The organism is Streptomyces sp. NBC_00876 (assembly GCF_045207435.1).
Classification (GTDB): Bacteria; Actinomycetota; Actinomycetes; order Streptomycetales; family Streptomycetaceae; genus Streptomyces.
Genome location: NZ_CP108800.1, coordinates 4,584,196 through 4,605,007 on the forward strand (window position 1 = coordinate 4,584,196; position 20,812 = coordinate 4,605,007).

Here is a 20,812-nt window from a genome sequence, read left to right on the forward strand (position 1 = left end):
AAGCGGCTTGCGGGGGTGAGTGAACGGAAGGTGAACCGTGTCGGGCGGCCTGGTTCCGGCGTGAGCGCGGGGTGCGGGGGCGGGGTGGAGGTACGCGTGGGGGCCCTGGGCTGCGCCCGCACTCGGGGGCGGCCCGGTCCCGGGCGGGGGTGCGCGCTCGCTCGGGGGCGGCCCGGTCCGGGCGGGGGGCTGCGTCCTCAAACGCCGGGCGGGCTGGATGAGCCGGCGTTACGCGGTCGGCAGTGTCCTCAGGGCCGCGTCCAGCAGGTCGCGGTCGCGGGGCTGGGTCAGGCGGGTGCGGGCGGCGGCCGGCGGGAGCCACAGCACGGCGTCCACCTCACGGTTGGGGACGAAGGTGCCCGCCGTGGCCTCGGCGGACCAGTACGTGACCTCCTTCGGGCGGCCGTTCGCGATGTACCGGACCATGGGGAGCACGGAGAGCGGCACACAGTGGTGGCCCGTCTCCTCCAGGACCTCGCGCAGAGCCGCGTCCCGGGGGGACTCGCCGCGCTTCAGCTTGCCCTTGGGGAACGACCAGTCGCCGTAACGCGGCCGGTGCACGAGGCAGAGTTCCACGCCTCCGGCGGACCCGGGCGCGCGGCGCCACAGCACGCAGCCCGCCGCCCGCACCGTGCCGCTCGCCGTCCGGGTCATGACCGGGTCGCCGCCGCTGTGGCGTACGGCCAGCTCTCGCGGAACACCGAGCGCGCCGCCGCCACCTCGTGGCGCTGGTCGGCGTGGAGCACCCCCAGGGCGTACGCGGTGGTCGGCGCGATCCGGGGGGTGCGGGCCGCGGTGGCCGCCGCGGTGGCCGCCTCCGACGCGTCCCGGTGCAGGTCGAGCGCGTGACCGGGGACGGCCAGGACCGGATCGGAGTCGCCGTGCACCACCTCGTGGGCGTACCGGTGCAGGCGCAGCAGCAGCCGGGTCCGGTGCCAGGGCGCGTCGTGCGCCTCGTTGTACGGCTCGGCCGCCTCGTCCGACGCGAGCGCCGCCACCGCGCCGAGCAGGCGCTGCTCCGCCCGGTCCGCGGGTTCGCTCAGCAGTGCGCCGGCCGGTCCGGCGGCCTCGGCGGACAGGGGGACCTCGGAGGCGAGCAGCGCGACCGCGTCGGCCACCGCGTGGAAGCGGGAGGAGCCGAGGGCCTGGAGCGCGGCGGAATGGGCGCGGGTCCGGGCGAGGGTCAGCTGGCGTTCCAGCAGCGCTCCGGCGCGCGCCGCCCCGACGCCGAGGACGGCGCGCTCCTTGGCACCGGCGCCCGATGCGGAGCCGGACGAGGACGCGGACGAGGCGGCCGACGAGGCGGCGCGGGCCGCGGGCAGGGGCGCGCCGGACAGCCCGTGCAGCGCTTCGAGGAGCCGGGTCAGCCGGTCGGCGTACGCGTGCTCGCGGGCGAGCGTGCCGGACAGCCAGGCCAGCTCGGTGCGCAGCTGCTCGGCCCACTGCGGGTCGAGCGCCGTCCGGAAGGTGTGCAGGGTGCCGCTGATCCGGCGCGACGAGCGGCGCAGCGCTTCGGCGGCCTGGTCGGCGGCCTGGGACCCGGCGTCCGTGGGGGCACTGTTCTCTCGGTGCAGACGCAGGCTGCGCAGGAAGTCCGCGGCCTGGGCCCGCAGATACGGTGCGAGCACCGCCCCCGCGGTCACGCCGGTCTGTGTCTGGTGGTCAGGGCGTCGCACGCCTGCGCCTCCGGGCGTCAATGAGCATTTCCTGTACGTGCCGCAGGGGCCGGCCCTCCGTGTCCGTGGCGTGCCGGGTCCAGTTCCCGTCGGGACCCAGGTGCCAGGAGGAGGTGGTGTCGGCCATGCCGGTCTCCAGGAGCCGGCTGAGCGCGGCCCGGTGGGCGGGGTCGGTGACCCGGACCAGTGCCTCGATACGGCGGTCGAGGTTGCGGTGCATCATGTCGGCGCTGCCGAACCAGACCTCGGGTTCGCCGCCGTTGCCGAACGAGAAGACCCGGGAGTGTTCGAGGAAGCGGCCCAGTATCGAGCGGACCCGGATGTTCTCGGAGAGGCCGGTGACGCCGGGGCGGATCGCGCAGATGCCGCGGACCCAGATGTCGACGGGGACGCCCGCCTGCGCGGCCCGGTAGCAGGCGTCGATGATCGCTTCGTCGACCATCGAGTTGACCTTGATGCGTACGTAGGCGGGGCGGCCGGACCGCTGGTGCGCGATCTCCTTGTTGATCCGCGCGATCAGTCCGTCGCGCAGCGATTTCGGGGCGACGAGCAGGCGGCGGTAGGTCTCGCGGCGCGAGTAGCCGGAGAGCCGGTTGAAGAGGTCGGAGAGGTCCGCGCCGACCTGCGGGTCGGCGGTGAGCAGGCCGAGGTCCTCGTACAGCCGGGCCGTCTTGGGGTGGTAGTTGCCCGTGCCGACGTGCGAGTAGCGGCGCAGTGTGTCGCCCTCCTGGCGGACGACGAGCGAGAGCTTGCAGTGCGTCTTCAGGCCGACGAGGCCGTAGACGACGTGGCAGCCCGCCTCCTCCAGCTTGCGCGCCCATTTGATGTTGGCCTGCTCGTCGAAGCGGGCCTTGATCTCGACGAGTACGAGGACCTGCTTGCCGGACTCGGCGGCGTCGATGAGGGCGTCCACTATCGGGGAGTCGCCCGAGGTCCGGTACAGGGTCTGCTTGATCGCGAGGACGTCCGGGTCGCCCGCGGCCTGTTCCAGGAAGGCCTGGACGGAGGTCGAGAACGAGTCGTACGGGTGGTGCAGCAGCACGTCGCGTTCGCGCAGGGCGGCGAAGATGTCGGGCGCTGAGGCGGACTCGACCTCGGCGAGGTCGCGGTGCGTGCCGGCGATGAACTTGGGGAACTTCAGCTCGGGCCGGTCCAGCGACGCTATGCCGAACAGTCCGGTGAGGTCGAGCGGTCCGGGCAGCGGGTAGACCTCGGCGTCGGACACCTTCAGCTCGCGGACCAGCAGGTCCAGCACGTACGGGTCGATGGACTCCTCGACCTCCAGGCGGACCGGCGGGCCGAAGCGGCGCCGCATGAGCTCCTTCTCCAGGGCCTGGAGCAGGTTCTCCGCGTCGTCCTCCTCGACCTCCAGGTCCTCGTTCCTGGTGACCCGGAACATGTGGTGCGCGAGCACCTCCATGCCCGGGAAGAGCTCCTCCAGGTGGGCCGCGATGACGTCCTCGACGGGGACGTAGCGCTGCGGCGAGGCCTCCAGGAAGCGGGTCAGCAGCGGCGGCACCTTGACCCGGGCGAAGTGGCGGTGGCCGCTGACCGGGTTGCGTACGACGACGGCCAGGTTGAGCGAGAGGCCGGAGATGTACGGGAAGGGGTGCGCCGGGTCGACGGCGAGGGGGGTGAGCACGGGGAAGACGCGCTGGCGGAAGAAGGTGAACAGGCGGGCCTGCTCCTTCTCGTTCAGCTCGGGCCAGCGGATCAGCTGGATGCCCTCGTCGGACAGGGCGGGGGCGACGTCCTGCTGGTAGCAGGCGGCGTGCCGGGCCATGAGTTCGCGCGAGCGGGTCCAGATCAGGTCGAGGACCTCGCGGGGCTGGAGACCGGACGCGGACCGGGTGGCGACACCGGTCGCGATGCGGCGTTTGAGGCCCGCCACCCGGACCATGAAGAACTCGTCCAGGTTCGAGGCGAAGATGGCGAGGAAATTAGCCCGTTCGAGGAGGGGTGTGGACGGGTCCTCGGCCAGTTCCAGTACCCGTTCGTTGAACGCGAGCCAGCTGCGTTCCCGGTCCAGGAAGCGGCCCTGGGGCAGCTCGTCGCCGTCGACATCGGGTTCGTACGCGTCGGCGTCGGCATCGATCTCGGGGTCGAGATCGGCTGCCGTGGACAGCGCGGCGCTCCCGGACGACGAGGTGGCGACGGCATGCGGCCGGTGTGCGGCGAGGGAGCCGACGGACGGCTGGGCGGCGGGCTGGACCGGGACCTCGGAGCTGGGCTGCTGGCTCATGGGCCCATTGTTCCGCGCGGAGTGCTCAGGGGGCGCGTCGGAGCGGGTCGAGATCGCGGAGATCGCGCGGTCGGCACGCTCTCTGCCGGGATTTCTCCCGTTGCGGGGGGTCGGCACAGCTGGCTGCATCCTGAGAGGGTCCCAAGGGCGTCTGAATGCCCGGTAACGGCGACATGACATGCAGGAAGCGGTGTGGCCGTGTCCGGGGGTCCGAGGCCCCCGGACACGGCCGGCGGGGCGCTCAGGCGTGGCGGCGGCGCAGCACCCGGAAGGCGACGGCGACCGCTGCGGCGGCGAGGACGAGCAGGATGCCGGTCTCGACGAGCTGGAGCGGCCAGAAGTGCGAGGCGGGGTGGTAGTCGGTGTACGTGCCGGTGACGTGGTGGTCCGCCAGGCAGCGGTCCACGTCGGGTACGGGGTCCCGGTAGCAGGTTCCGTCGGGCAGCCGCTGTTCTCCCGCCATCATCCCTCTGCCGACGTACTGGGTGCCGCCCGGAAGATCGGCCGGGGTGGCGTTCAGCGGCGTGGCCACGGTAGCGACCGGCCACAGGCTGTCGCGTACGGAGGTCAGCGCCACGACCACCGCGCCGTAGGCCAGGGCCGTGATGCTCATGGCGAGGAGCGTGCGGCGTACCAGCAGCGCGGCGAGTGCGCCGAGACCGAGGCCGAGCAGGGCGCAGCCCACGGGGACGGGGCCCATCGCCCCGTAGACCTCCCGCTCGAACCACTGGGCCGGGTAGTGCGTGCTGTGCGTCCGGGACCAGGCCCAGGCGAAGACAGCCGACAGCACGGAGACTCCCACCACGGTGAGGACGGCGCAGACGGCGAGCTTCGCGGCCAGCCAGCGGGCCGGAGAGACGGACTGGCTCCAGGAGAGCCGGTAGGTGCCGTCCTCCAGCTCCCGGCCGATCATCGGTCCGGCGACGAACATGCCGACGAGTGCCGGCAGGACCGTCATGACTACGCCCGCGTACCGCAGGAGGCGGCTGAAGTACAGCTCGACGCTGAGGAAGTGGCGGACGTCGATGCCGCAGCCGTGGACGGTGTGCTGCACCGAGCAGCCGGTGCCGGCGAAGGTGTCGGCGGTGGCCGACGTCCACCACCAGGCCCCCGTCACCAGGGCGATTCCGGCGAGCGCGAGCGCCGCGGTGGTCCAGAGGACGAGGCGGTGCTGGCGTACGACGACGCGGGCGGGGCCGCGCAGGGCGAGGGTGCTCACGCCGCGCTCACCGCCTCGGGGGTCCGCGTATCCGCCGCCGGTGTCAGCAGGTCCGGCGCCCCCGGCGACCGCAGGTGCGCCAGCAGCAGCTCCTCCAGCGACGGCTCGGCGGTCTCCCAGCCGGAGGACGCGTCCACCGGGCCCTCCTTGCGGACGAGTGCGGTCAGCTGCCGTCCCGTGGTGCGGGACTCGACCACGGTGTGCGGGGCGAGGTCCCGTACGGGGCCGGTGAGCAGGGTGTGGGCGGCGAGCAGGTCGTCCGTCTCGCCGCCGAGGCGGACGCGGCCGCCGTCCAGGAGCAGGAGGTAGTCGCAGGCGCCCTCCAGCTCGGTGAGGATGTGCGAGGACATCACGATGGTGGTGCCGTGCTCCGCGGCCTCGGCCATCAGCGCGCCCATCAGCTGGTGGCGGGCGAGCGGGTCGAGGTCGGCCATCGGCTCGTCCAGCAGGAGCAGTTCGGGCCGCTTGCCCAGCGCGAGGGCCAGGGCGAGCCGGGTGCGCTGCCCGCCGGACAGGGTGCGCACCTTCGCGCCCGCGGGGAGCGGTTCGGCGATGCGCTCGGCGGTGTCCCGGTCCCAGGTGGCGGGGTTCAGCTCGGCGCCCGCCCACAGGGTCTCGGCGACCGTCAACCGCGGGTACAGCGGCTTGTCCTGGGCCACGAACGCCATCCGGCTGCGGGCTTCGGCGGGCGACGAGCCCAGCACCCGTACCGTCCCCTCGGCCGGCCGCAGGAATCCGGCGGCGATGCTCAGGAGGGTGGACTTTCCCGCACCGTTGGGTCCGACGAGCGCGCACACGCGCCCGGCGGGAAGCCGGAACGAACAGTCGCGCAGCGCCCAGCCCCCGCCCTTGCCCCGGTACTTCATGCCGAGGCTGTCCGCCTCGATCGCAGCGCCTGTCATCAGGCCTGATCCCCCTCGAAAGTCTTGTCCAGCACGGCGGTGAAGAGTGCGCTGACGTCGTCCTTGTCCAGGCCGGCCGCGCGGGCCCGGTCCGCCCAGTCGGCGAGTTCGGCGCGCAGCGGGGCGTCATCGGCGGCGGCCGCGCCGCCGAGGGTCCGGGTGACGAAGGTGCCGAGTCCGCGCCGGGCCTCGACGAGGCCTTCGCGCTCCAGCTCGCGGTAGGCCTTGAGCACGGTGTTCGGGTTGATGGCGGTGGCCTCCACGACCTCGCGGGCGGTGGGCAGCCGGTCACCGGGCTCCAGCAGTCCGAGCCGCAGGGCGTGCTTCGTCTGCTGGACGATCTGGAGGTACGTGGCGACGCCGCTGCGCCGGTCGATGCGGAACTCGACCGCTGCGGACTCTGCCATGTTCACCCCTTTCACTAATTGAGTAGTGAAAGGGTGGCGTAAGGAAGGGGCGGCGTCAAGTGACGCCGCCCCGGTGTGAGTTGTTTTTACGGGTTCAGGACTCCGTGCGGTACATCAGGTCCACCTCGTGGGTGGTGAAGCCCATCCGCTCGTAGACGGACACGGCCGCGGTGTTGTCCGCGTCGACGTAGAGCATGGCCGTGGGCAGCCCCTGGGCGGCCAGGTGGTGCAGCCCGATCGCGGTGAGCGCCTTGCCGAGGCCGCCGCCCTGCGCGTCGGGCCGGATGCCGACCACGTACACCTCGCCGAGCTGCTCGTCGGCGTGCACCTTGGTCCAGTGGAAGCCGATCAGCTCGGTGCCGCCGTCCTCGGTGGCACGCTCGGCGAGGAAGAAGCCCTTCGGGTCGAACCAGGGCTCGGCCTTGCGGTCGTCGAGGTCGCGCTGGGTCAGTGAGCCCTGCTCGGGGTGGTGGGCGAAGGCGGCGCTGTTCACGGCGAGCCAGGCGGTGTCGTCCTGGCCGGGGACGAAGGTGCGGACGGTGACGCCCGGCGGCAGCACCGGCTCCGCGATGTTCAGCGGGCTCAACGGGCGCCGCATCTGGCGCAGTTCCCGGAAGAGCGAGAGACCGAGAACCTGCGCGAGGTGGCGCGCCGCGGCCTTCCCGCCGTGCGCCCAGACCCGCAGCCGCTTGCCGGTGGTGGCGAGCAGCGCCGCCCCGAGCGCCCGCCCGTGCCCGTGTCCGCGGTACGAGGGGTGCACGACCAGCTCGGCGGCCGGCGCCTCGACGGGGTCGGTGTCCTCCAGCTGCGCGTACCCGACCAGTACGCCCCCGGAGGTCAGCAGGAAGTGCCGTACGCCTTCCCGGTGCCCGCCCCGCAACTGCAGCCGCCCCTGCTCGGACACGGCCTGCCTGCCGTCGGACTCCGCCGCCTCGGCCAGGAGGGCGGAGACGGCTTCCGCCTGGTCGGGGAAGAGGGTGTCGAGCGTCTGGATCTCGCGTCCGAGGGCGGGGAGGGGTACGTCAGTCGTCATGTGTCGAGCGTACGGGGGTGGGGGTGGGGTTCCTGTGCCTTGCCCCGGCCCGGGGCGCGGGGTTCCGTCCTCAATCGCCGGACGGGCTTGGTGCGGGTCCGCCCGCGGGGGTTCGCCGTACCCCGGTGGGTGGGGGTCCGGGGCCCCTCCGGGGCGTCTCCTCGGACGACGAACGTTCCGCGGGTACGTGATGGACCCGGGTCGATGTTCGTCGTCCTGCGGGGACTCCCCTGCACGGCCCCGGACCCGGCCGTCGTGCGTCTGCGGCAGTCATCAGGGCCGGTGTGCAGACGCAGGTGATGCGGGGTGGGGGCGTGCAGGGGAGTCCCCGCAGAAAATGGCGTACGACCCGGGTATCTGTTCGTCGTCGGGTGCACACGCCATTTTTGAGGAGTCTCCCCGGAGGGCCCCCACCCCCACCCACCGGGCAGGGGCGCACCCCGCGGGGGGACCCGCACCAATCAAGCCCGTCCGGCGATTGAGGACGGAACCCCGCACCAAGGTGACGGTTCGATCGGATATATGCGCCATGTGGGTGAATGGACCCGTTCCGATCACTCGGCAACCAGTTCGTAACCCCAAACATCTGTCGCGCTACGCGCGTTGACTCTAGGCTGCGGCACGCAGTCTCCAGACTTGCCACCACCCTCATACCTCCCGCTGAACTCACAAGGGGTCCGATGTCAGCGACACCGCAGAAGAACCGCGCGTCCCGGCGGGTGCTCGCCGCCGCGGCCGGTCTTGCCACCGTCGGCGCGCTGGTCGCCGCCATGCCGGCCGAAGCCCACGGGCACGGCAGGGGCCACGGCCACCACACGCCGGCCCGGACCGTCGACGTGCAGCTGCTGTCCTTCAATGACCTGCACGGCAACCTGGAGCCGCCGGCCGGCTCGGCCGGCTCGGTCACCGAGACGCAGGCCGACGGCACGACGAAGAGCATTCCGGCCGGTGGCGTCGAGTACCTCGCCTCCTCGCTGCGCGCCGCGCGCCAGGGGCACCCGTACTCCATCACCGCGGCCGGCGGCGACATGGTCGGCGCGAGCCCGTTGCTGTCGGGGCTCTTCCACGACGAGCCGACCATCGAGGCGCTCAACAAGATCGACCTCGATGTGACGAGCGTGGGCAACCACGAGTTCGACGAGGGCCGCACCGAGCTGACCCGTCTCCAGAACGGCGGCTGCCACCCGGTCGAGGGGTGCTACGAGCAGGACAAGAAGTTCGAGGGCGCCGACTTCCCTTACCTCGCGGCCAATGTGACGGACGAGAAGACCGGCAAGCCGATCCTCAAGCCGTACACCGTGTGGAAGAAGAACGGCGTCAAGATCGGCTTCATCGGGGTGACCCTGGAGGGCACGCCGAACATCGTCACGGCCAACGGCGTCAAGGGCCTGAAGTTCCACGACGAGATCGAGACGGTCAACAAGTACGCCAAGGAGCTGGACCGCCAGGGCGTCAAGTCCATCGTCGCGCTCATCCACGAGGGCGGCGCCCCGGCCTCGTCCTCGTACAACTACAACTGCGACAGCCCGGGCGCCGGTGACGGCATCTCCGGGCCGATCACCGACATCGCCAAGGGCATCTCGCCCAAGGTCGACGCGCTGGTGACGGGCCACACCCACCAGGCGTACGTGTGCACCATCCCGGACCCGGCGGGCAACCCGCGTCTGGTCACGTCGGCCTCGTCGTTCGGCAAGCTGTACACGGACACGACGCTGACGTACGACCGCCGCACCAAGGACATCGTGCGCACCGCGGTGAAGGGCTCCGGTACGTCGAACGGCTCCTCGAAGCACCACCCCGCGCCCGCGAACCCGGTCTCGGCGAACCACATCGTCACGCGGGACCAGGCCAAGGCCACCGACATGACGGAACTGATCGCCCGCTGGAACACCCTCGCGGCGCCGATCTCGAACCGGCCGCAGGGCTTCATCTCCGCGGACATCAACGGCCGCGGCTCCACGGCCCCGGAGAAGCCGCTCGGCAACCTGATCGCCGACGCGCAGCTTGAGGGTCTGGCCCCGGCGGACAAGGGCGGGGCGGTCGTCGCGTTCATGAACCCGGGCGGCATCCGTGCGGACCTGGTGTACAAGGCGACGGCCAGTGAGGGCGACGGCGTCGTGACGTACGGGGAGTCCTTCACCGTGCAGCCGTTCACCAACATGATGAACGTCGTCGACCTGACCGGTGCGCAGCTCGTGACCGCGCTCCAGCAGCAGGTCAGCGGCTCGAACGAGGCCAGCCCGAAGATCCTCCAGATCTCCAAGGGCCTCACCTACACGCTCGACATGACGAAGACCGGTGCGGCTCGCGTCGTCACCGACACGATCAAGCTGAACGGTGAGGCGATCGACCCCGCCAAGTCGTACCGCGTCGCGATGAACGAGTTCCTGGCGGGCGGCGGCGACGGCTTCGCGGCCCTCGGCGCGGGCACCAACAAGCTGGTCGGCGCCTCCGACCTGGACCTGTTCAACGCCTACCTGGCCGCGCACTCCACGGCCGCCGCGCCGCTGGCCCCGCCGGCGACGGACCGGATCACGGTCGTTCAGTAGGGACGTACGGCACAGAGGATGCGCGGGCGGGGGCGAAGGCCCCGGCCCGCGCATCCTCTGTTTTGCGCCGCCGCCGGGGCGCCGTACCCCCGCCCCTGTTCCGTACGTGATGTGTACGGGTCATAATCCGGGAGCTGACCCCACACGGCCCCCGGAGGCGTCCCCGCATGAGCCCGTACACCGCCAACCGTCGGACCTTCCTGGCCGGAGCGCTGGCCGCTTCCGCCACCGCCCTCATCGGCACGGCGCCCGCCCGCGCGTCGGCCCGGCAGGCCCTGACCACCCAGGACTGGATGAGCGGGATCGCGGACGCCACCGCGCTCCAGCGCCTGACGATCCCGGGCACGCACGACTCCGGAGCCCGTTACGGCGGCCCCTGGACCGAGTGCCAGAACACCACGATCGCCGAGCAGTTGAACAGCGGTATCCGCTTCCTCGACGTACGGTGCCGGATCACCGGTGACTCGTTCGCGATCCACCACGGAGCCTCGTACCAGAACCTGATGTTCGGCGACGTCCTCGGCGCCTGCTGGGACTTCCTGGCCCAGCGGCCCACCGAGACCGTGCTGATGCGGGTCAAGCAGGAGTACTCGGAGGAGAGCAACGACGCGTTCCGCCGGATCTTCGATCTGTACCTCGACACCAAGGGCTGGCGTCCGCTGTTCCACATCGATTCCGCGTTGCCCACGCTGGGCGGGGCCCGCGGCAAGGTGGTGCTGCTCGCCGACAACGGCGGTCTGCCCGGGGTGCGGTACGCCGATCCGGCGCTCTTCGACATCCAGGACGACTACATGGCGGAGCCGTTCGCCAAGTACCCCAAGATCGAGGACCAGTTCCGCAAGGCGGCCGCGCAGCCGGGCAAGCTCTTCATGAACTACGTGAGCACCGCCGCCCTGATGCCGCCCCGCTGGAACGCGGACCGGCTCAACCCGCAGGTCCAGTCGTTCCTCGACTCCTCGGGGACGGCCGGCTGGACCGGGCTCGGCATCGTGCCGCTGGACTTCCCGGCGACGCGGTCGGGGCTCGTGGAGTCGCTGATCCGGCACAATCCGGCTGCCTGAGCGGCCGTTTCGGGTCACGGTGGGGACCCGGCGGCCTGAGAACGGCGTTACGGCTCACTGTGGAGACCCGGCGACGCGTGCGGACCGTTTGACGGCGTACGCGCACAGCCGGGTCCCGTAGAGGTCCAGGGCGTCGTCGGGATCGTCGTCGTAGTGGGCGGCCACCTCGTACCACCGGTCCCACGCGTAGAGGCGGGCGTGGCGGCGGTCGTCGTCCGTGCGTGGCGCGATGACCGGTCGCCTGCTGGTCAGCCACTGCTGCCATTCCTGGTGCGCGGCGGGGTCGGCCGGGGGTTCATGGTCCGCCGGGCGGGTCGTTTCGATCCGCCGGTCCCGGGCGAGAGCGGCGGCGATGTACGCGGCCGGCCGTGCGGGGCGCCAGGCGACGGCCATCCCGAGCAGTTCGGCGGCGATGTCGTGGGCCTCCAGGCCCCGGTCGATCAGCGGTCGCAGTGCGAAGCCCAGACGGCGCAGCCCCTCCGGCTGGGTCCAGCCGACGAGCGGCCGGACCTGCCGCGCGATGTGGACGTCACGGGCCACCTGCCACGGGGATCGGGGTAACGAACTTCCGTCGTGCACGGGCCTCCTGGGAGCTGTCGCCCTCGCGCGCGGCGCGCACGTACGTGAGGTGTAGTTCAACCCCCCGCCCAGATCTCCAACAGCTACGTCGTGGTGCCGCCCAGAAGAATGGGGTGCAGGCTCCGCGCGAGCATGGGCGTGCGGCCGCCCGTTGTCCACAGGGTGTGGCTTCGTCCGGGTGGCAGCCTGGGCCGCGAGCGCCCGCCCCTCGTCCGTCACTCCGGTCACTCGGGCCCGGTACCCGGTCCCGTCGAGCCGGTGCCCCACCGCCTCGTCGTACGCGGCCGGGACCGTCGCGGCGTAGATCGTGGCCGTGGCCGTGTACGGGCGGCCCGGGAGCCGAAGGTTCTTCTTCGTGCCGTGCCGGTGCCATGCCAGCGCGCCCAGCTCCCGCAGTACCCGGACATGGCGTTTCACCGTCGCCGTCGACACCCCGCACCGGGCGGCCGTGCCTTCGAGGTCGTACAGCACGAATCCCCGCCGGTAGTCCATCCGCGCCGCGAGATCCCGCGCCACGGTCAGCGTCGTCCCCGTTGCGCGCGGGTGCAGTCCGGCGCCGACCAGCCACGTCACGGCAGGCAGCCACGCGTGCGGCCGGGTGCGCCGGGCAGCGGTCGTGCCGACCTCCTGCGAGGCGCGGGGAACGGGTATCCATGCCGGATCCGGGCATGGCGAAGGAGCGCGGCGCGAGGCCGCGCCGGTGGTGCGGCGCATTACGGTCCGTGGGGGTTGGGGCAGGCCGAGGGCGGGCCTGTCGGTGGATCAAGGCGGGGCGGTGGTGGTGTGCCGGATGGTCTGCCACCCCCGCCCCCGCCTGCGGTGCGTGGCCGGAAGCTACGTCTGACCGCTGTTCGGGTAGGGCTGTCCGAGCGTGAACCAGACGACCTTGCAGCCGGGTTGGAGTTCGCCTGCGGTGTTCGCTCCCCAGGCGAGAGCGAGGCTCTCCACGAGCAACAGCCCTCGCCCGCGCTCTTGTTCGGGCTCCGCGCACAGTGCACGCAGGAGCGTGGGATCCGCGGGCCCGTCGTCCGCGACGGCGACGGTGACCCGCTTGCGGTTGACCGCGACGTGGACCCGGATCAGTGGCGTACTGGCGTGGCGGTGGGCGTTGGTGACCACTTCGGATACGCAGACCTGCGCGTCCTCGACCAGGTCGTGGTGTCTGCTGACGCCCAGCAGTGAAGTGACGAAGTCGCGCGCGAGTTTGGCCGCGACGGCGGTGCTCGGCAGGGTGAGCCGGTAGGTCTCACCACCAAAGGGATTGATCGGTAAGGGCTTTGTGACGTGGTTGGTCATGCAGTTCTCCCAGCGCGATGCGGTCGGAACGGGGGTGCCGCTCGTTGAACCGTGGCAATGGCCGTACGTGGGCAGGGAGCAACGCACCTCTGTGAGACAGCCCTTCGTCTCTCCCGGCGTGCGGAGCGGCGTGGGAATCACCGTAGCGTCGAGTATCAAGTGTTGTGGAAAAACTCATAACCCATGCAGGAAGTAGACCCCTTCGAGGGATGCGGACACACTGGGATTCGACAAGAGGAGAGGCTGATGCCACCCAGGAAGCCCCCTACCGCACGGCAGTGTCGACTGGGCGCCGAACTGCGCAAGATGCGTGAGCGCACCGGTCTGACGGCGACCGAAGCCGCTGCCCTGCTGGGTACGGACCGCACCACGATCAGCAACACCGAGTCGGGAAGATTCGGAGTGAGCGGTGCGCGAGTGCGTACATGGGCAGCCGCCTATGCCTGCCCCGACCCGGCGTATGTCGACGCACTCGTCGATATGGCTGAGGAACGCACAAAGGGGTGGTGGGAGGACTACCGCGGTGAGCTCTCCGTGAGCGCGCTCGACCTGGCGGAACTGGAACACCATGCGAGCGGATTCCGGTCCGTGCAGATCATGCATATGCCCGGCCTGCTCCAGACCGAGGACTACGCGCGAGCCGTGTACGCGGAAGCGCTGCCCGCTCCGACCCCGGCGGGCCTGCGGCGCAGGCTGTCGCACCGCCTGAGGCGGCGGGACGTTCTGGACCGGCCGGACGACCCTCCCGCGTGCGTCTTTCTGATCCACGAGGCGGCCCTGCGGATGCGGTACGGAGGGCGCAAGGTCACGGTCGGGCAGCTCGACCACCTGCTGAAGGAGTCGGAGCGGGACAACGTCACGGTTCGGGTGATCCCGTTCTCGGCGGGCGGCTTCCCGAACTCGGGGAGCTCCACTCACTATGTCTACGGCCCGGTCACGCAGCTCGACACGGTGCAGACGGACACGCCGAGTGGCTCCGGTTTCGTGGATGCCGAGGCGCGTCTTCTGACCTTCCGTGCGGTGCTTGACCGAACGGAAGGCCGATCGCTCGATCCGCAGAGTTCAAGAGACTTCATCAAGGAAGTCGCAGAGCAAGTATGAAGGCGTGAGAACCCATGGATATTCAGTGGCGCAAGTCGTCCAAGTCCGCCGATGCCGACGGCGACAACTGCCTCGAACTCGCAGAGAGCGGAGGGGAGATCCTCATACGGGAGAGTGACAACCCGGACGTGGTCGTCCGTACGACTCGCGTGAAGTTGCAGGCGTTCCTGGGCGGGGCGAAGGCCGGCGAGTTCGACGACATGGTGTAGCCGAGCGCTTCTTCGCCTCTTCGGGCGGCCCCCCACCGGCGCAGGGCTGGGGGTCGCCCGCTCCGATCGGTGCGAAGTGTCATGGGTTCCGGACTCTCACTCGTTAGACGTCAAACGCTTGATACCGCCTCGCATCACGCACTAGCTTCGCGATGTGGCGCCACGGGAAGGCTTGGTGGTGCCCCAACTCCCCTTGCTCTGCGCCGGATGAGGGGGTTTCGAGGGACCCTCCTCGCTCGTCGCTCGTCACGCCGGTGGCGGGCAGGAGGGTCCTGGCCAGCGTCAGGAGGCGACGTGCTGAGCGATTCCGAACCCGAGAGCCCCGCCGCGCAAGCGTTCTGGTGCGAACGGATTACGTTCCGGACGATAGAGGCGGACGAGATGGCGGAGATCCACCGCTCTTCCACCCCGAGCCCGGCGGACGCGATCCGGCGGATCCGGCTCGACGTCCACTCGCTGGCTCCCGAACTGCCTTTCCTGGAACGGCATCGGGCCCTGAGCTGGGTCGACGGCGGAGGCTGCATCGGCGCTCTCGGGTCGCTGCACCGGGGTGAGCCCTGCGGATTCTCACTCAGCCATCGGGGTGCGTGGATCGAGTGGACGGTGCGCCCCTACGCGGTCCTGCACGTCGGCGGCCGGACCCGGCTGGCTGTGCTCGGGGACTGAGGAGGGTGTCTCCCGGGTCGATGAGCGACATCTTGGTTCTCGACCAACTGCCTTTCTAGGGTGACCATTTGCGTCAAACCTCAACAGCACGCCGGACCGTTGCGGTCTGGACGACCATCCTGGTGACGGACGCCAGCGACCATGACGCGAAGAGGCGCTCCGGAGTGCGCCACTGGGTAACGCAGTTGGGGGTCCAGCACAGTGAGGATGAGGCAAGTGGGCACGGCTCAGGGTGATGTGGCGGAAGCGCAGCCGGTTCTGGAGATAGTGGGCCTCAGCTATGCGATCGGGGGGCGGACGCTGTTCGACGGCCTCTCTCTGTCGCTGGCAGCAGGTGAGTCGATCGCCGTGACCGGGCCGAGCGGCTCCGGGAAGAGCACGCTGCTGTCATGTGTCCTCGGCCTGATCAAGCCTGATGGCGGAGCGGTGGCGGTGACCGGTACGCCAATTACGGGTCTTCGGGGTGCGAGGTTGGCCCGGGTACGCGCACAGTCGATCGGCATGGTCTTCCAGTTCGGTGAACTCCTTCCCGAACTCAGCCCACTGGACAATGTGTACCTGGCCGCTCTGCTGGCCCGCAACGGCCGAGGTGGTGAGGTGCGGGAGCGGGCGCAGCGGCTTCTGGACGAGCTGGGGGTTCCGCGCGCTGCGACGAGTCAGGAGCTCTCAGGCGGGGAGCGGCAGCGTACGGCGGTGGCCCGCGCGCTCATCAACGAGCCGGTGTTGCTGCTGGCGGACGAGCCGACCGGTGCGCTGGACTCCGAGGCCCGTGACAAGACCGCCGACTTGCTGTTCGATCTGCCGCGGCAGTATGCGTGCGGCCTGCTGGTGGTTACGCATGATCCGGGCATCGCGGCGCGTGCGGACCGCGCACTGCATCTTTCGGCCGGGATCCTGGAGTCGGCCGCTGCCCTTGGGGGGGCGGTGATGGCCGGGTTGCCCGGGGGAGGGCTGTCTCGGCGGCTCCTGGGGGTCGGGCGGGCTGCCGGTCGGCGGGCGGAGGCGGGGGGGCGTCCGTGTCGTCGCCCTGCTCCTCGCCACCGTGGTTCTGTCTGTCACGTTGGCCGGCCTGGCCGCGGTCCACGCCGTGTATGTGGGCAAGGAGGAGCGCCGGGTCGCGAGAACCCCGGTGGTTCAGGAGAACGCGAGCCGCCAGGCGTCCACCACGTGGCTGGTGGGCTCCGACTCGCTGGTGAACGAGAGGCGGTTCAGCGTCGTGTTCCTGGCTCCGCGCGGGAACGGCGCTCCGCTGCCGCCGGGTGTGGACCACTGGCCGGCGCCCGGTCAGGCTGTACTGTCACCGGCCTTGAGGAAGGCGGGTGCGGCGGAGGACATCGACCACCGGTTTGGCGAACTGGCCGGCTCCATCAAGCCGTCCGGCCTCGACGAGCCGACAGAATGGCTCGCCTACGTCCGTCCGCGCGACGGCCTCAGCGAAAAGCCACCGAGTTCTGTCGTCACCGGCTTCGGGCCGGCGGCCGGCGGGATATTCGCCGATGGTCTGGAACCCGGTTCAGGGCGCATGGACGACAAGCCCGAGTGGATGTTCCGGGCCGGCCTGGCCGGCATGCTCGGTCTGCCGGGCCTGGCGCTGCTGCTGATTGCCGTGCGTACGGGGGCTCACGCCCGCGACCGCAGGACCGCGCTGGTCGCTGCGCTCGGCGGGCGCCGGACGGACCGTGCCCTGGTGGCTGTCGGCGAAGCGGGGCGACCCGTACTGCTCGGTGCGCTGCTCGGCGGTGCGGTTGTCGCGTGGGCCATGCTTGAGGACCTCCGCCTCCCTTACACCGGCTACGTCCTGTCCAGCGAGTATGTGCGTCAGCACGGCTGGTGGGTTGGTCTCGCACCTGCCGTCGCCCTTGTGACGGTGTTCGCGGCTGTCGTCCTGGCCGAGCTCGTCCCGCGTCGAGGTACCGCGGGAACGCGTCCCCACAACCCGGTCGCCTCCGTCTGGCTGCCTCGCATTGCAGTGCTGTTCCCCGTCATGTTCCTTGTCGCCGTGCGTGGCCCTGACCTTGCCGGATCCGACTCCGGGCCGCGTGCCCTGGTCAGCTGGGCAGGTATTGCGGGCACCGTCCTGACCCTGCCGGCGGCCATGGCTGCCGCCACCGCAGCTACCGGTCGAGTCCTCACCCGCTTGGGACGGGCACACGGCCTGGCAGGGACTCTCGTGGCAGGGCGCCGCACCAGCACTTACCCCGGCAGCACCGCCCGGCTGGTCACCGGCATCACGGTGGCGCTGATCGTCCTCATGCAAGCGGTCGCCTGGCAGGGACTGTTCGGCGCACAGAGCGCGGACGCACAGCACACCCTCAATCGAATCGGGAACAGTGCTCTCACCGTCGGTGTCCGGGGCAAAGTGTCGGACGCGGACATGGCGACGTTCCTGAATCGCCTGCCGGACAATACCGAAGCCGTGCTCCTTGCAGGACCGGCCGGCGGCGTCGGGGGCGCTGGGCCCATGAGGCTCTCCGGTGACTGCCCGGCGCTGGCCGCCTTCCACCTTCAGTGCCCCGCACTCACAGCTCGCCTCAGCGGGGCGCCACAAGACCCCAGGCTGCAGGAACTGATCAGATGGACCCCGCACGACGCGCTGGTGACGGAGGTACGCCGTATCGACTCAGGAACCCTCGCTCGCCGTGCGGCTGCCTCCACCGAGGAGGGTTCCCTCGTGCTCGTACGTCGTGACGGGCGTGCCGTTTCCGTCGCTGCTGTCAAGCGGCTGGCCCACGAGGTGTTTCCGCGCGGAGCGCGGGCCGGCTCTCCCGGGGAGGATGAGCTGACTGCCGGAATCCCCAATCGGGATCAGGGGCGTTGGAGTACGTTGCTCGGCCTGGTCGGCGTCGCGGTGCTCACAGTCACCGCGGGCCTCAGTGCCATGGCAGAGTTCCTGCGCCACGGGAGGGCGCTCGCGCCCCTTTCCGTATTGACCGGTGGACTCCGCGTGTTCCGCACAAGTGCTGCATGGTCCGTCTTCATGCCGCTCCTCCTGGCAGGACTTGCAGGGAGCGCTGTCGCTGCCGGCCTGGCGGACCCGGTCTCCGACACTGACGACGCCTTCCTCACTCGTGAACTGACCTCGTCGGCTGCGAGTACCGTCCTGGTCATCGGCGTTCTCATGTGGCTATGGGCATGCACCGTGGCGGTTCGGCAGGCCCGCAGCTGGCGCCCGCGCGGTGACTGATTGCCGGAGCGAGCGAGTCCTGGTCACTTGAAGTTGTGGATGGCGGGTGCCGTCGAGCTGTGGCCCGCCCGTCAACTCGGCTCGGGTGTTGCCCGAATCCTGGTTGGCATTCACCCAGTGCATGAACTCGGTGCGCTCGTAGCCGTCGCGGGAAGCAGTCGCAAGCGGCAGCCGCTGGATCCCGTCACCAGTAAACACCCGTCCCGACGAGCAATACGATCTCGCCGCGGCTGGTGTCCGGTGCCCACCCGACGTGTCAGCCGGGCAGTCAGCCTGCCCGCGCCCCGTACAACAAGGCGAAACGGCCCACCAGTTCATCTGGTGAAGCGTCACTAAAGTACGAGGTTAAGGGCCGTCCCGTAAGTGATCTTGCTCTGCGATGATCTTGACCGTGTCAGGTGTGATCACGGCCTCCGAGCCGTCCTAATTCCTTGGTAACGGTCAGTGGGAGCCGGGGGTTGCCACTGCCCGTTCGAGCGCCGGGGACCGATGCTCTTCTGTCGTCCCGGTCTTCCACAGCGCAGGTGGTGGCAGCCTCGCGGGCACCGACCGTACGCCTGGAGCCGTCTGGGCACTCGATCCCTTTATCCAGAGCGGCGGCGTTCGGTGTCTTCGAGGTCGCCATCACCGTCAACACTGTCCGCTTGATCACTCGTTGGTGTTGGTGGCGTGAGCCCGCCGCACGGCGACCTCCTGATAGTCCAGAGCCGTCAGAGCTCCCGAGAAGACCGAGGCCCGTGGGGTGCGCTGGTGCCACGAACGGCTAGTGAGGTGGCGGACCGACCGGATGGTCGAGTCCTGGAATTAGGTCGCTGCGTGGCCCGCATGCGCTCGCAACCAGCGCAAACATTGCATCCCTGGGGAGGAAAGGTTGATCTACTGCGGCATCGACTGGGCGGAGAGGACACACGACGTTGCCTTGGTCGACGACACCGGTCAGCTACTTGCAAAGCGACACATCACCGACGACGCGGCCGGCTACAGCAGCCTGATGGACCTGCTGGCCGAGTACGGCGACACGGAGGAGACCCCGATTCCGGTCGCGATAGAGACCTCCCGCGGTCTGCTGGTCGCGGTGCTGTCGGGCAGGCAAGCGGAAGGTGTTCGCGATCAACCCGATGGCTGCCGCCCGCTACCGCGACCGGCACGCGGTGTCCCGCAAGAAGTCCGACCCTGGCGACGCCCTGGTCCTGGCGAACATCCTGCGCACGGATATGCATGCCCACCGGCCGCTGCCGAACGACAGCGACCTGGCCCGTGCCATCGCCGTACTGGCCCGCGCTCAGCAGGACGCGGTCTGGAACCGGCAGCAGGTCGCCAACCAGCTCCGCTCGCTGCTGCGCGAGTACTACCCCGCTGCTCTGGATGCCTTCGCCAAGTGGGACAACGGCTTGTGCCGGCCGGAGGCCCGAGAGCTGATGAAGCTCGCGCCGACACCGGCCAAGGCCGCGAGCCTGACTCGCACCCAGATTACGGCGGCTCTCAAGCGTGCGGGCCGCAAGCGCGGCATCGAGTCGGACGTCGAGCGGCTGCGCGAGGCGTTCCGCACCGACTGGGCCCGTCAGCCCGAGCTTGTCGAGGACGCGCTCGGCAAGCAGACGCTCGCCCTCCTCGGACAGCTCACGGCCGCCTGCATCGCTGCCGACGACCTCGCCCAGGCCGTCGAGGAGGCGTTCCCGCAGCACCCGGACTCCGAAATTATCCTCAGCTTCCCCGGCCTCGGTATCCAGCTTGCTGCCCGGATGCTGGCCGAAATCGGAGACGATCGCACCCGCTTCGCGGACGCCCGCGGCCTGAAGGCTTACGCCGGCGCCTCACCCGTCACCCGGGCCTCTGGCAAGAAGTCCAGCATCACCAGACGATGGGTGAAGAACGACCGGCTCAACCACGCCGGCTACCTCTGGGCGTTCTCAGCGATCACTGCCTCGCCAGGTGCCAAAGCCGACTACCGGCGGCGACGTGACGACCACGGAGACTGGCACGCCGCTGGCCAGCGCAATCTGTTCAACCGGATGCTGGGCCAGCTCCACCACTGCCTCAAGAACGGTCATCTGTTCGATGAACGCACCGCGTTCCCGACGCCGCAGGCCCCAGCACTGGCGGTGGCGTAGGTGATCCCGCCGACTCACCGCCTCCCGGAGGTCGCTCCGCAGCATGCTTGAATCACCGGATGATCGACTGGTCCACACTCCACGACGCCTACGGCCCGGCCCACGCGATACCCGGGTTGCTGGACCGAGCTGTCGGTCGTGACAAGGAGGCCATCGACGGGCTTTCGGTCGTGAGTAGCAGCGGTACAGCGGTTAGCTCTAAGCCTCCGGGGCAGGTCAGCGGCCGTGATTGGCGCTGAGGGTGATCACGCTCGGGGGCCCGATATCACGGAAGGGATCTTCCGCGCAGGGGTTCGAGTGACGGCTAACTGAGCCAGCGGCGGCCCGGCTACCCTCCGGCCCGTGCCGGTTGAGTTCTTAACTGATGATCAGGCCGCGTCCTACGGCTCCTTCAAAGAGGTGCCGACCCGCCCTGAGCTGGAGCGATTCTTCTTCCTCGATGACGAGGACCGCCTGCTGATCGCGAAACGGCGCGGGGACCACAACCGCCTCGGCTTCGCGCGCCGGGCCCGCGTCCGCGCCGGTCGGGGCCGCCGCCTCGGGCAGGACCTCCGCAACCCAAAGACGATGCCGAGCG

The 20,812-nt window shown here is 70.3% G+C and carries 16 protein-coding genes and 3 pseudogenes; 9 read left to right on the plus strand and 10 right to left on the minus strand.

Translation table 11 applies throughout. The features are described from left to right. Positions 1-228 precede the first annotated feature (228 nt). The 7 genes from OG782_RS19980 to mshD all read right to left on the minus strand — a co-directional run bounded on the left by OG782_RS19980 (position 229) and on the right by mshD (position 7,479). The gene (locus tag OG782_RS19980) at positions 229-654 is read right to left on the minus strand and encodes an NUDIX hydrolase (RefSeq protein ID WP_406452823.1); all 426 of its coding nucleotides are present in this window, start codon (positions 652-654) and stop codon (positions 229-231) included. Then, positions 651-1,676 carry a CHAD domain-containing protein gene (locus OG782_RS19985; RefSeq protein WP_406452827.1) on the minus strand — a complete coding sequence of 342 codons (1,026 nt, stop codon included), beginning with the start codon at positions 1,674-1,676 and terminating at the stop codon, positions 651-653. Before OG782_RS19985 ends, OG782_RS19980 begins: the two co-directional genes overlap by 4 nt. After that, positions 1,663-3,918, minus strand: a complete 2,256-nt coding sequence (locus OG782_RS19990; protein WP_406452829.1) for an RNA degradosome polyphosphate kinase — start codon at positions 3,916-3,918, stop codon at positions 1,663-1,665. The genes OG782_RS19985 and OG782_RS19990 overlap by 14 nt, the downstream gene beginning before the upstream one ends. Positions 3,919-4,159: 241 nt before the next feature. Beyond that, positions 4,160-5,137, minus strand: coding sequence for a hypothetical protein (locus tag OG782_RS19995; RefSeq protein ID WP_406452831.1), 978 nt, complete (start codon positions 5,135-5,137; stop codon positions 4,160-4,162). After that, positions 5,134-6,039: an ABC transporter ATP-binding protein gene (locus tag OG782_RS20000; protein WP_406452833.1), complete on the minus strand. Its 906-nt coding sequence runs from the start codon at positions 6,037-6,039 to the stop codon at positions 5,134-5,136. The genes OG782_RS19995 and OG782_RS20000 overlap by 4 nt, the downstream gene beginning before the upstream one ends. Further along, positions 6,039-6,446, minus strand: a complete 408-nt coding sequence (locus tag OG782_RS20005) for a GntR family transcriptional regulator (RefSeq protein ID WP_406452835.1) — start codon at positions 6,444-6,446, stop codon at positions 6,039-6,041. Before OG782_RS20005 ends, OG782_RS20000 begins: the two co-directional genes overlap by 1 nt. 94 nt (positions 6,447-6,540) lie before the next feature. Continuing rightward, positions 6,541-7,479 carry a mycothiol synthase gene (gene mshD, locus OG782_RS20010; RefSeq protein ID WP_406452837.1) on the minus strand — a complete coding sequence of 313 codons (939 nt, stop codon included), beginning with the start codon at positions 7,477-7,479 and terminating at the stop codon, positions 6,541-6,543. A gap of 680 nt (positions 7,480-8,159) precedes the next feature. Between mshD and OG782_RS20015 the strand changes: the two genes are divergently transcribed. Together OG782_RS20015 and OG782_RS20020 are read left to right on the plus strand one after the other, a co-directional pair. Continuing rightward, the gene (locus OG782_RS20015) at positions 8,160-10,028 is read left to right on the plus strand and encodes a bifunctional metallophosphatase/5'-nucleotidase (protein ID WP_406452839.1); all 1,869 of its coding nucleotides are present in this window, start codon (positions 8,160-8,162) and stop codon (positions 10,026-10,028) included. A gap of 167 nt (positions 10,029-10,195) precedes the next feature. Next, a complete protein-coding gene (locus OG782_RS20020; protein ID WP_406452841.1) occupies positions 10,196-11,089 on the plus strand; it encodes a phosphatidylinositol-specific phospholipase C in 894 nt (297 codons plus the stop codon). A gap of 54 nt (positions 11,090-11,143) precedes the next feature. Here the strand turns inward: OG782_RS20020 and OG782_RS20025 are convergent, their stop codons facing one another. Together OG782_RS20025 and OG782_RS20030 are read right to left on the minus strand one after the other, a co-directional pair. Next, a complete protein-coding gene (locus OG782_RS20025; RefSeq protein WP_406452843.1) occupies positions 11,144-12,241 on the minus strand; it encodes a cell wall protein in 1,098 nt (365 codons plus the stop codon). A gap of 261 nt (positions 12,242-12,502) precedes the next feature. Then, positions 12,503-12,964 (minus strand): ATP-binding protein, encoded by a 462-nt coding sequence (locus tag OG782_RS20030; protein ID WP_406452845.1) that lies wholly within the window; start codon positions 12,962-12,964, stop codon positions 12,503-12,505. A gap of 246 nt (positions 12,965-13,210) precedes the next feature. On the opposite strand from OG782_RS20030, the gene OG782_RS20035 reads away from it, so the two are divergent. The 4 genes and pseudogenes from OG782_RS20035 to OG782_RS20050 all read left to right on the plus strand — a co-directional run. Further along, entirely contained in the window at positions 13,211-14,065 is an 855-nt protein-coding gene (locus tag OG782_RS20035; RefSeq protein ID WP_406452847.1) for a helix-turn-helix domain-containing protein, read from the plus strand. Positions 14,066-14,079: 14 nt separating this feature from the next. Next, positions 14,080-14,274, plus strand: a complete 195-nt coding sequence (locus OG782_RS20040) for a DUF397 domain-containing protein (protein ID WP_398969687.1) — start codon at positions 14,080-14,082, stop codon at positions 14,272-14,274. Positions 14,275-14,568: 294 nt separating this feature from the next. After that, complete coding sequence (locus OG782_RS20045) at positions 14,569-14,940, plus strand: hypothetical protein (RefSeq protein WP_406452849.1); 372 nt, start codon at positions 14,569-14,571, stop codon at positions 14,938-14,940. A 207-nt stretch (positions 14,941-15,147) separates the two neighbouring features. Beyond that, a pseudogene (locus tag OG782_RS20050) lies at positions 15,148-15,627 on the plus strand (ATP-binding cassette domain-containing protein); the annotation flags it as partial. On the opposite strand, the gene OG782_RS20055 reads toward OG782_RS20050, so the two are convergent. After that, positions 15,607-15,780 carry a hypothetical protein gene (locus OG782_RS20055; RefSeq protein ID WP_406452851.1) on the minus strand — a complete coding sequence of 58 codons (174 nt, stop codon included), beginning with the start codon at positions 15,778-15,780 and terminating at the stop codon, positions 15,607-15,609. The pseudogene OG782_RS20050 and the gene OG782_RS20055 overlap by 21 nt on opposite strands. 253 nt (positions 15,781-16,033) lie before the next feature. Here OG782_RS20055 and OG782_RS20060 point away from each other — a divergent pair, with 253 nt between their 5' ends. From OG782_RS20060 to OG782_RS20070, 3 genes and pseudogenes are all read left to right on the plus strand, one after another. Next, positions 16,034-18,124: an ABC transporter permease gene (locus OG782_RS20060; protein WP_406452853.1), complete on the plus strand. Its 2,091-nt coding sequence runs from the start codon at positions 16,034-16,036 to the stop codon at positions 18,122-18,124. Positions 18,125-18,995: 871 nt separating this feature from the next. After that, positions 18,996-20,235 (plus strand): annotated as a pseudogene (locus OG782_RS20065) (IS110 family transposase). Positions 20,236-20,577: 342 nt separating this feature from the next. Beyond that, positions 20,578-20,784: pseudogene (locus OG782_RS20070) on the plus strand (DUF4158 domain-containing protein); the annotation flags it as partial. Between the last annotated feature and the right edge of the window lie 28 nt (positions 20,785-20,812).

Excerpts from the sequence above, each read along its gene's own strand:
- OG782_RS19980 (WP_406452823.1), bottom strand. The coding sequence starts at position 654 with ATGACCCGGACGGCGAGCGGCACGGTGCGGGCGGCGGGCTGCGTGCTG.
- OG782_RS19990 (WP_406452829.1), bottom strand. The coding sequence starts at position 3,918 with ATGAGCCAGCAGCCCAGCTCCGAGGTCCCGGTCCAGCCCGCCGCCCAG.
- OG782_RS20000 (WP_406452833.1), bottom strand. The coding sequence starts at position 6,039 with ATGACAGGCGCTGCGATCGAGGCGGACAGCCTCGGCATGAAGTACCGG.
- OG782_RS20005 (WP_406452835.1), bottom strand. The coding sequence starts at position 6,446 with ATGGCAGAGTCCGCAGCGGTCGAGTTCCGCATCGACCGGCGCAGCGGC.
- mshD (WP_406452837.1), bottom strand. The coding sequence starts at position 7,479 with ATGACGACTGACGTACCCCTCCCCGCCCTCGGACGCGAGATCCAGACG.
- OG782_RS20015 (WP_406452839.1), top strand. The coding sequence starts at position 8,160 with ATGTCAGCGACACCGCAGAAGAACCGCGCGTCCCGGCGGGTGCTCGCC.
- OG782_RS20020 (WP_406452841.1), top strand. The coding sequence starts at position 10,196 with ATGAGCCCGTACACCGCCAACCGTCGGACCTTCCTGGCCGGAGCGCTG.
- OG782_RS20030 (WP_406452845.1), bottom strand. The coding sequence starts at position 12,964 with ATGACCAACCACGTCACAAAGCCCTTACCGATCAATCCCTTTGGTGGT.
- OG782_RS20035 (WP_406452847.1), top strand. The coding sequence starts at position 13,211 with ATGCCACCCAGGAAGCCCCCTACCGCACGGCAGTGTCGACTGGGCGCC.
- OG782_RS20040 (WP_398969687.1), top strand. The coding sequence starts at position 14,080 with ATGGATATTCAGTGGCGCAAGTCGTCCAAGTCCGCCGATGCCGACGGC.
- OG782_RS20055 (WP_406452851.1), bottom strand. The coding sequence starts at position 15,780 with ATGCGTAACCACCAGCAGGCCGCACGCATACTGCCGCGGCAGATCGAA.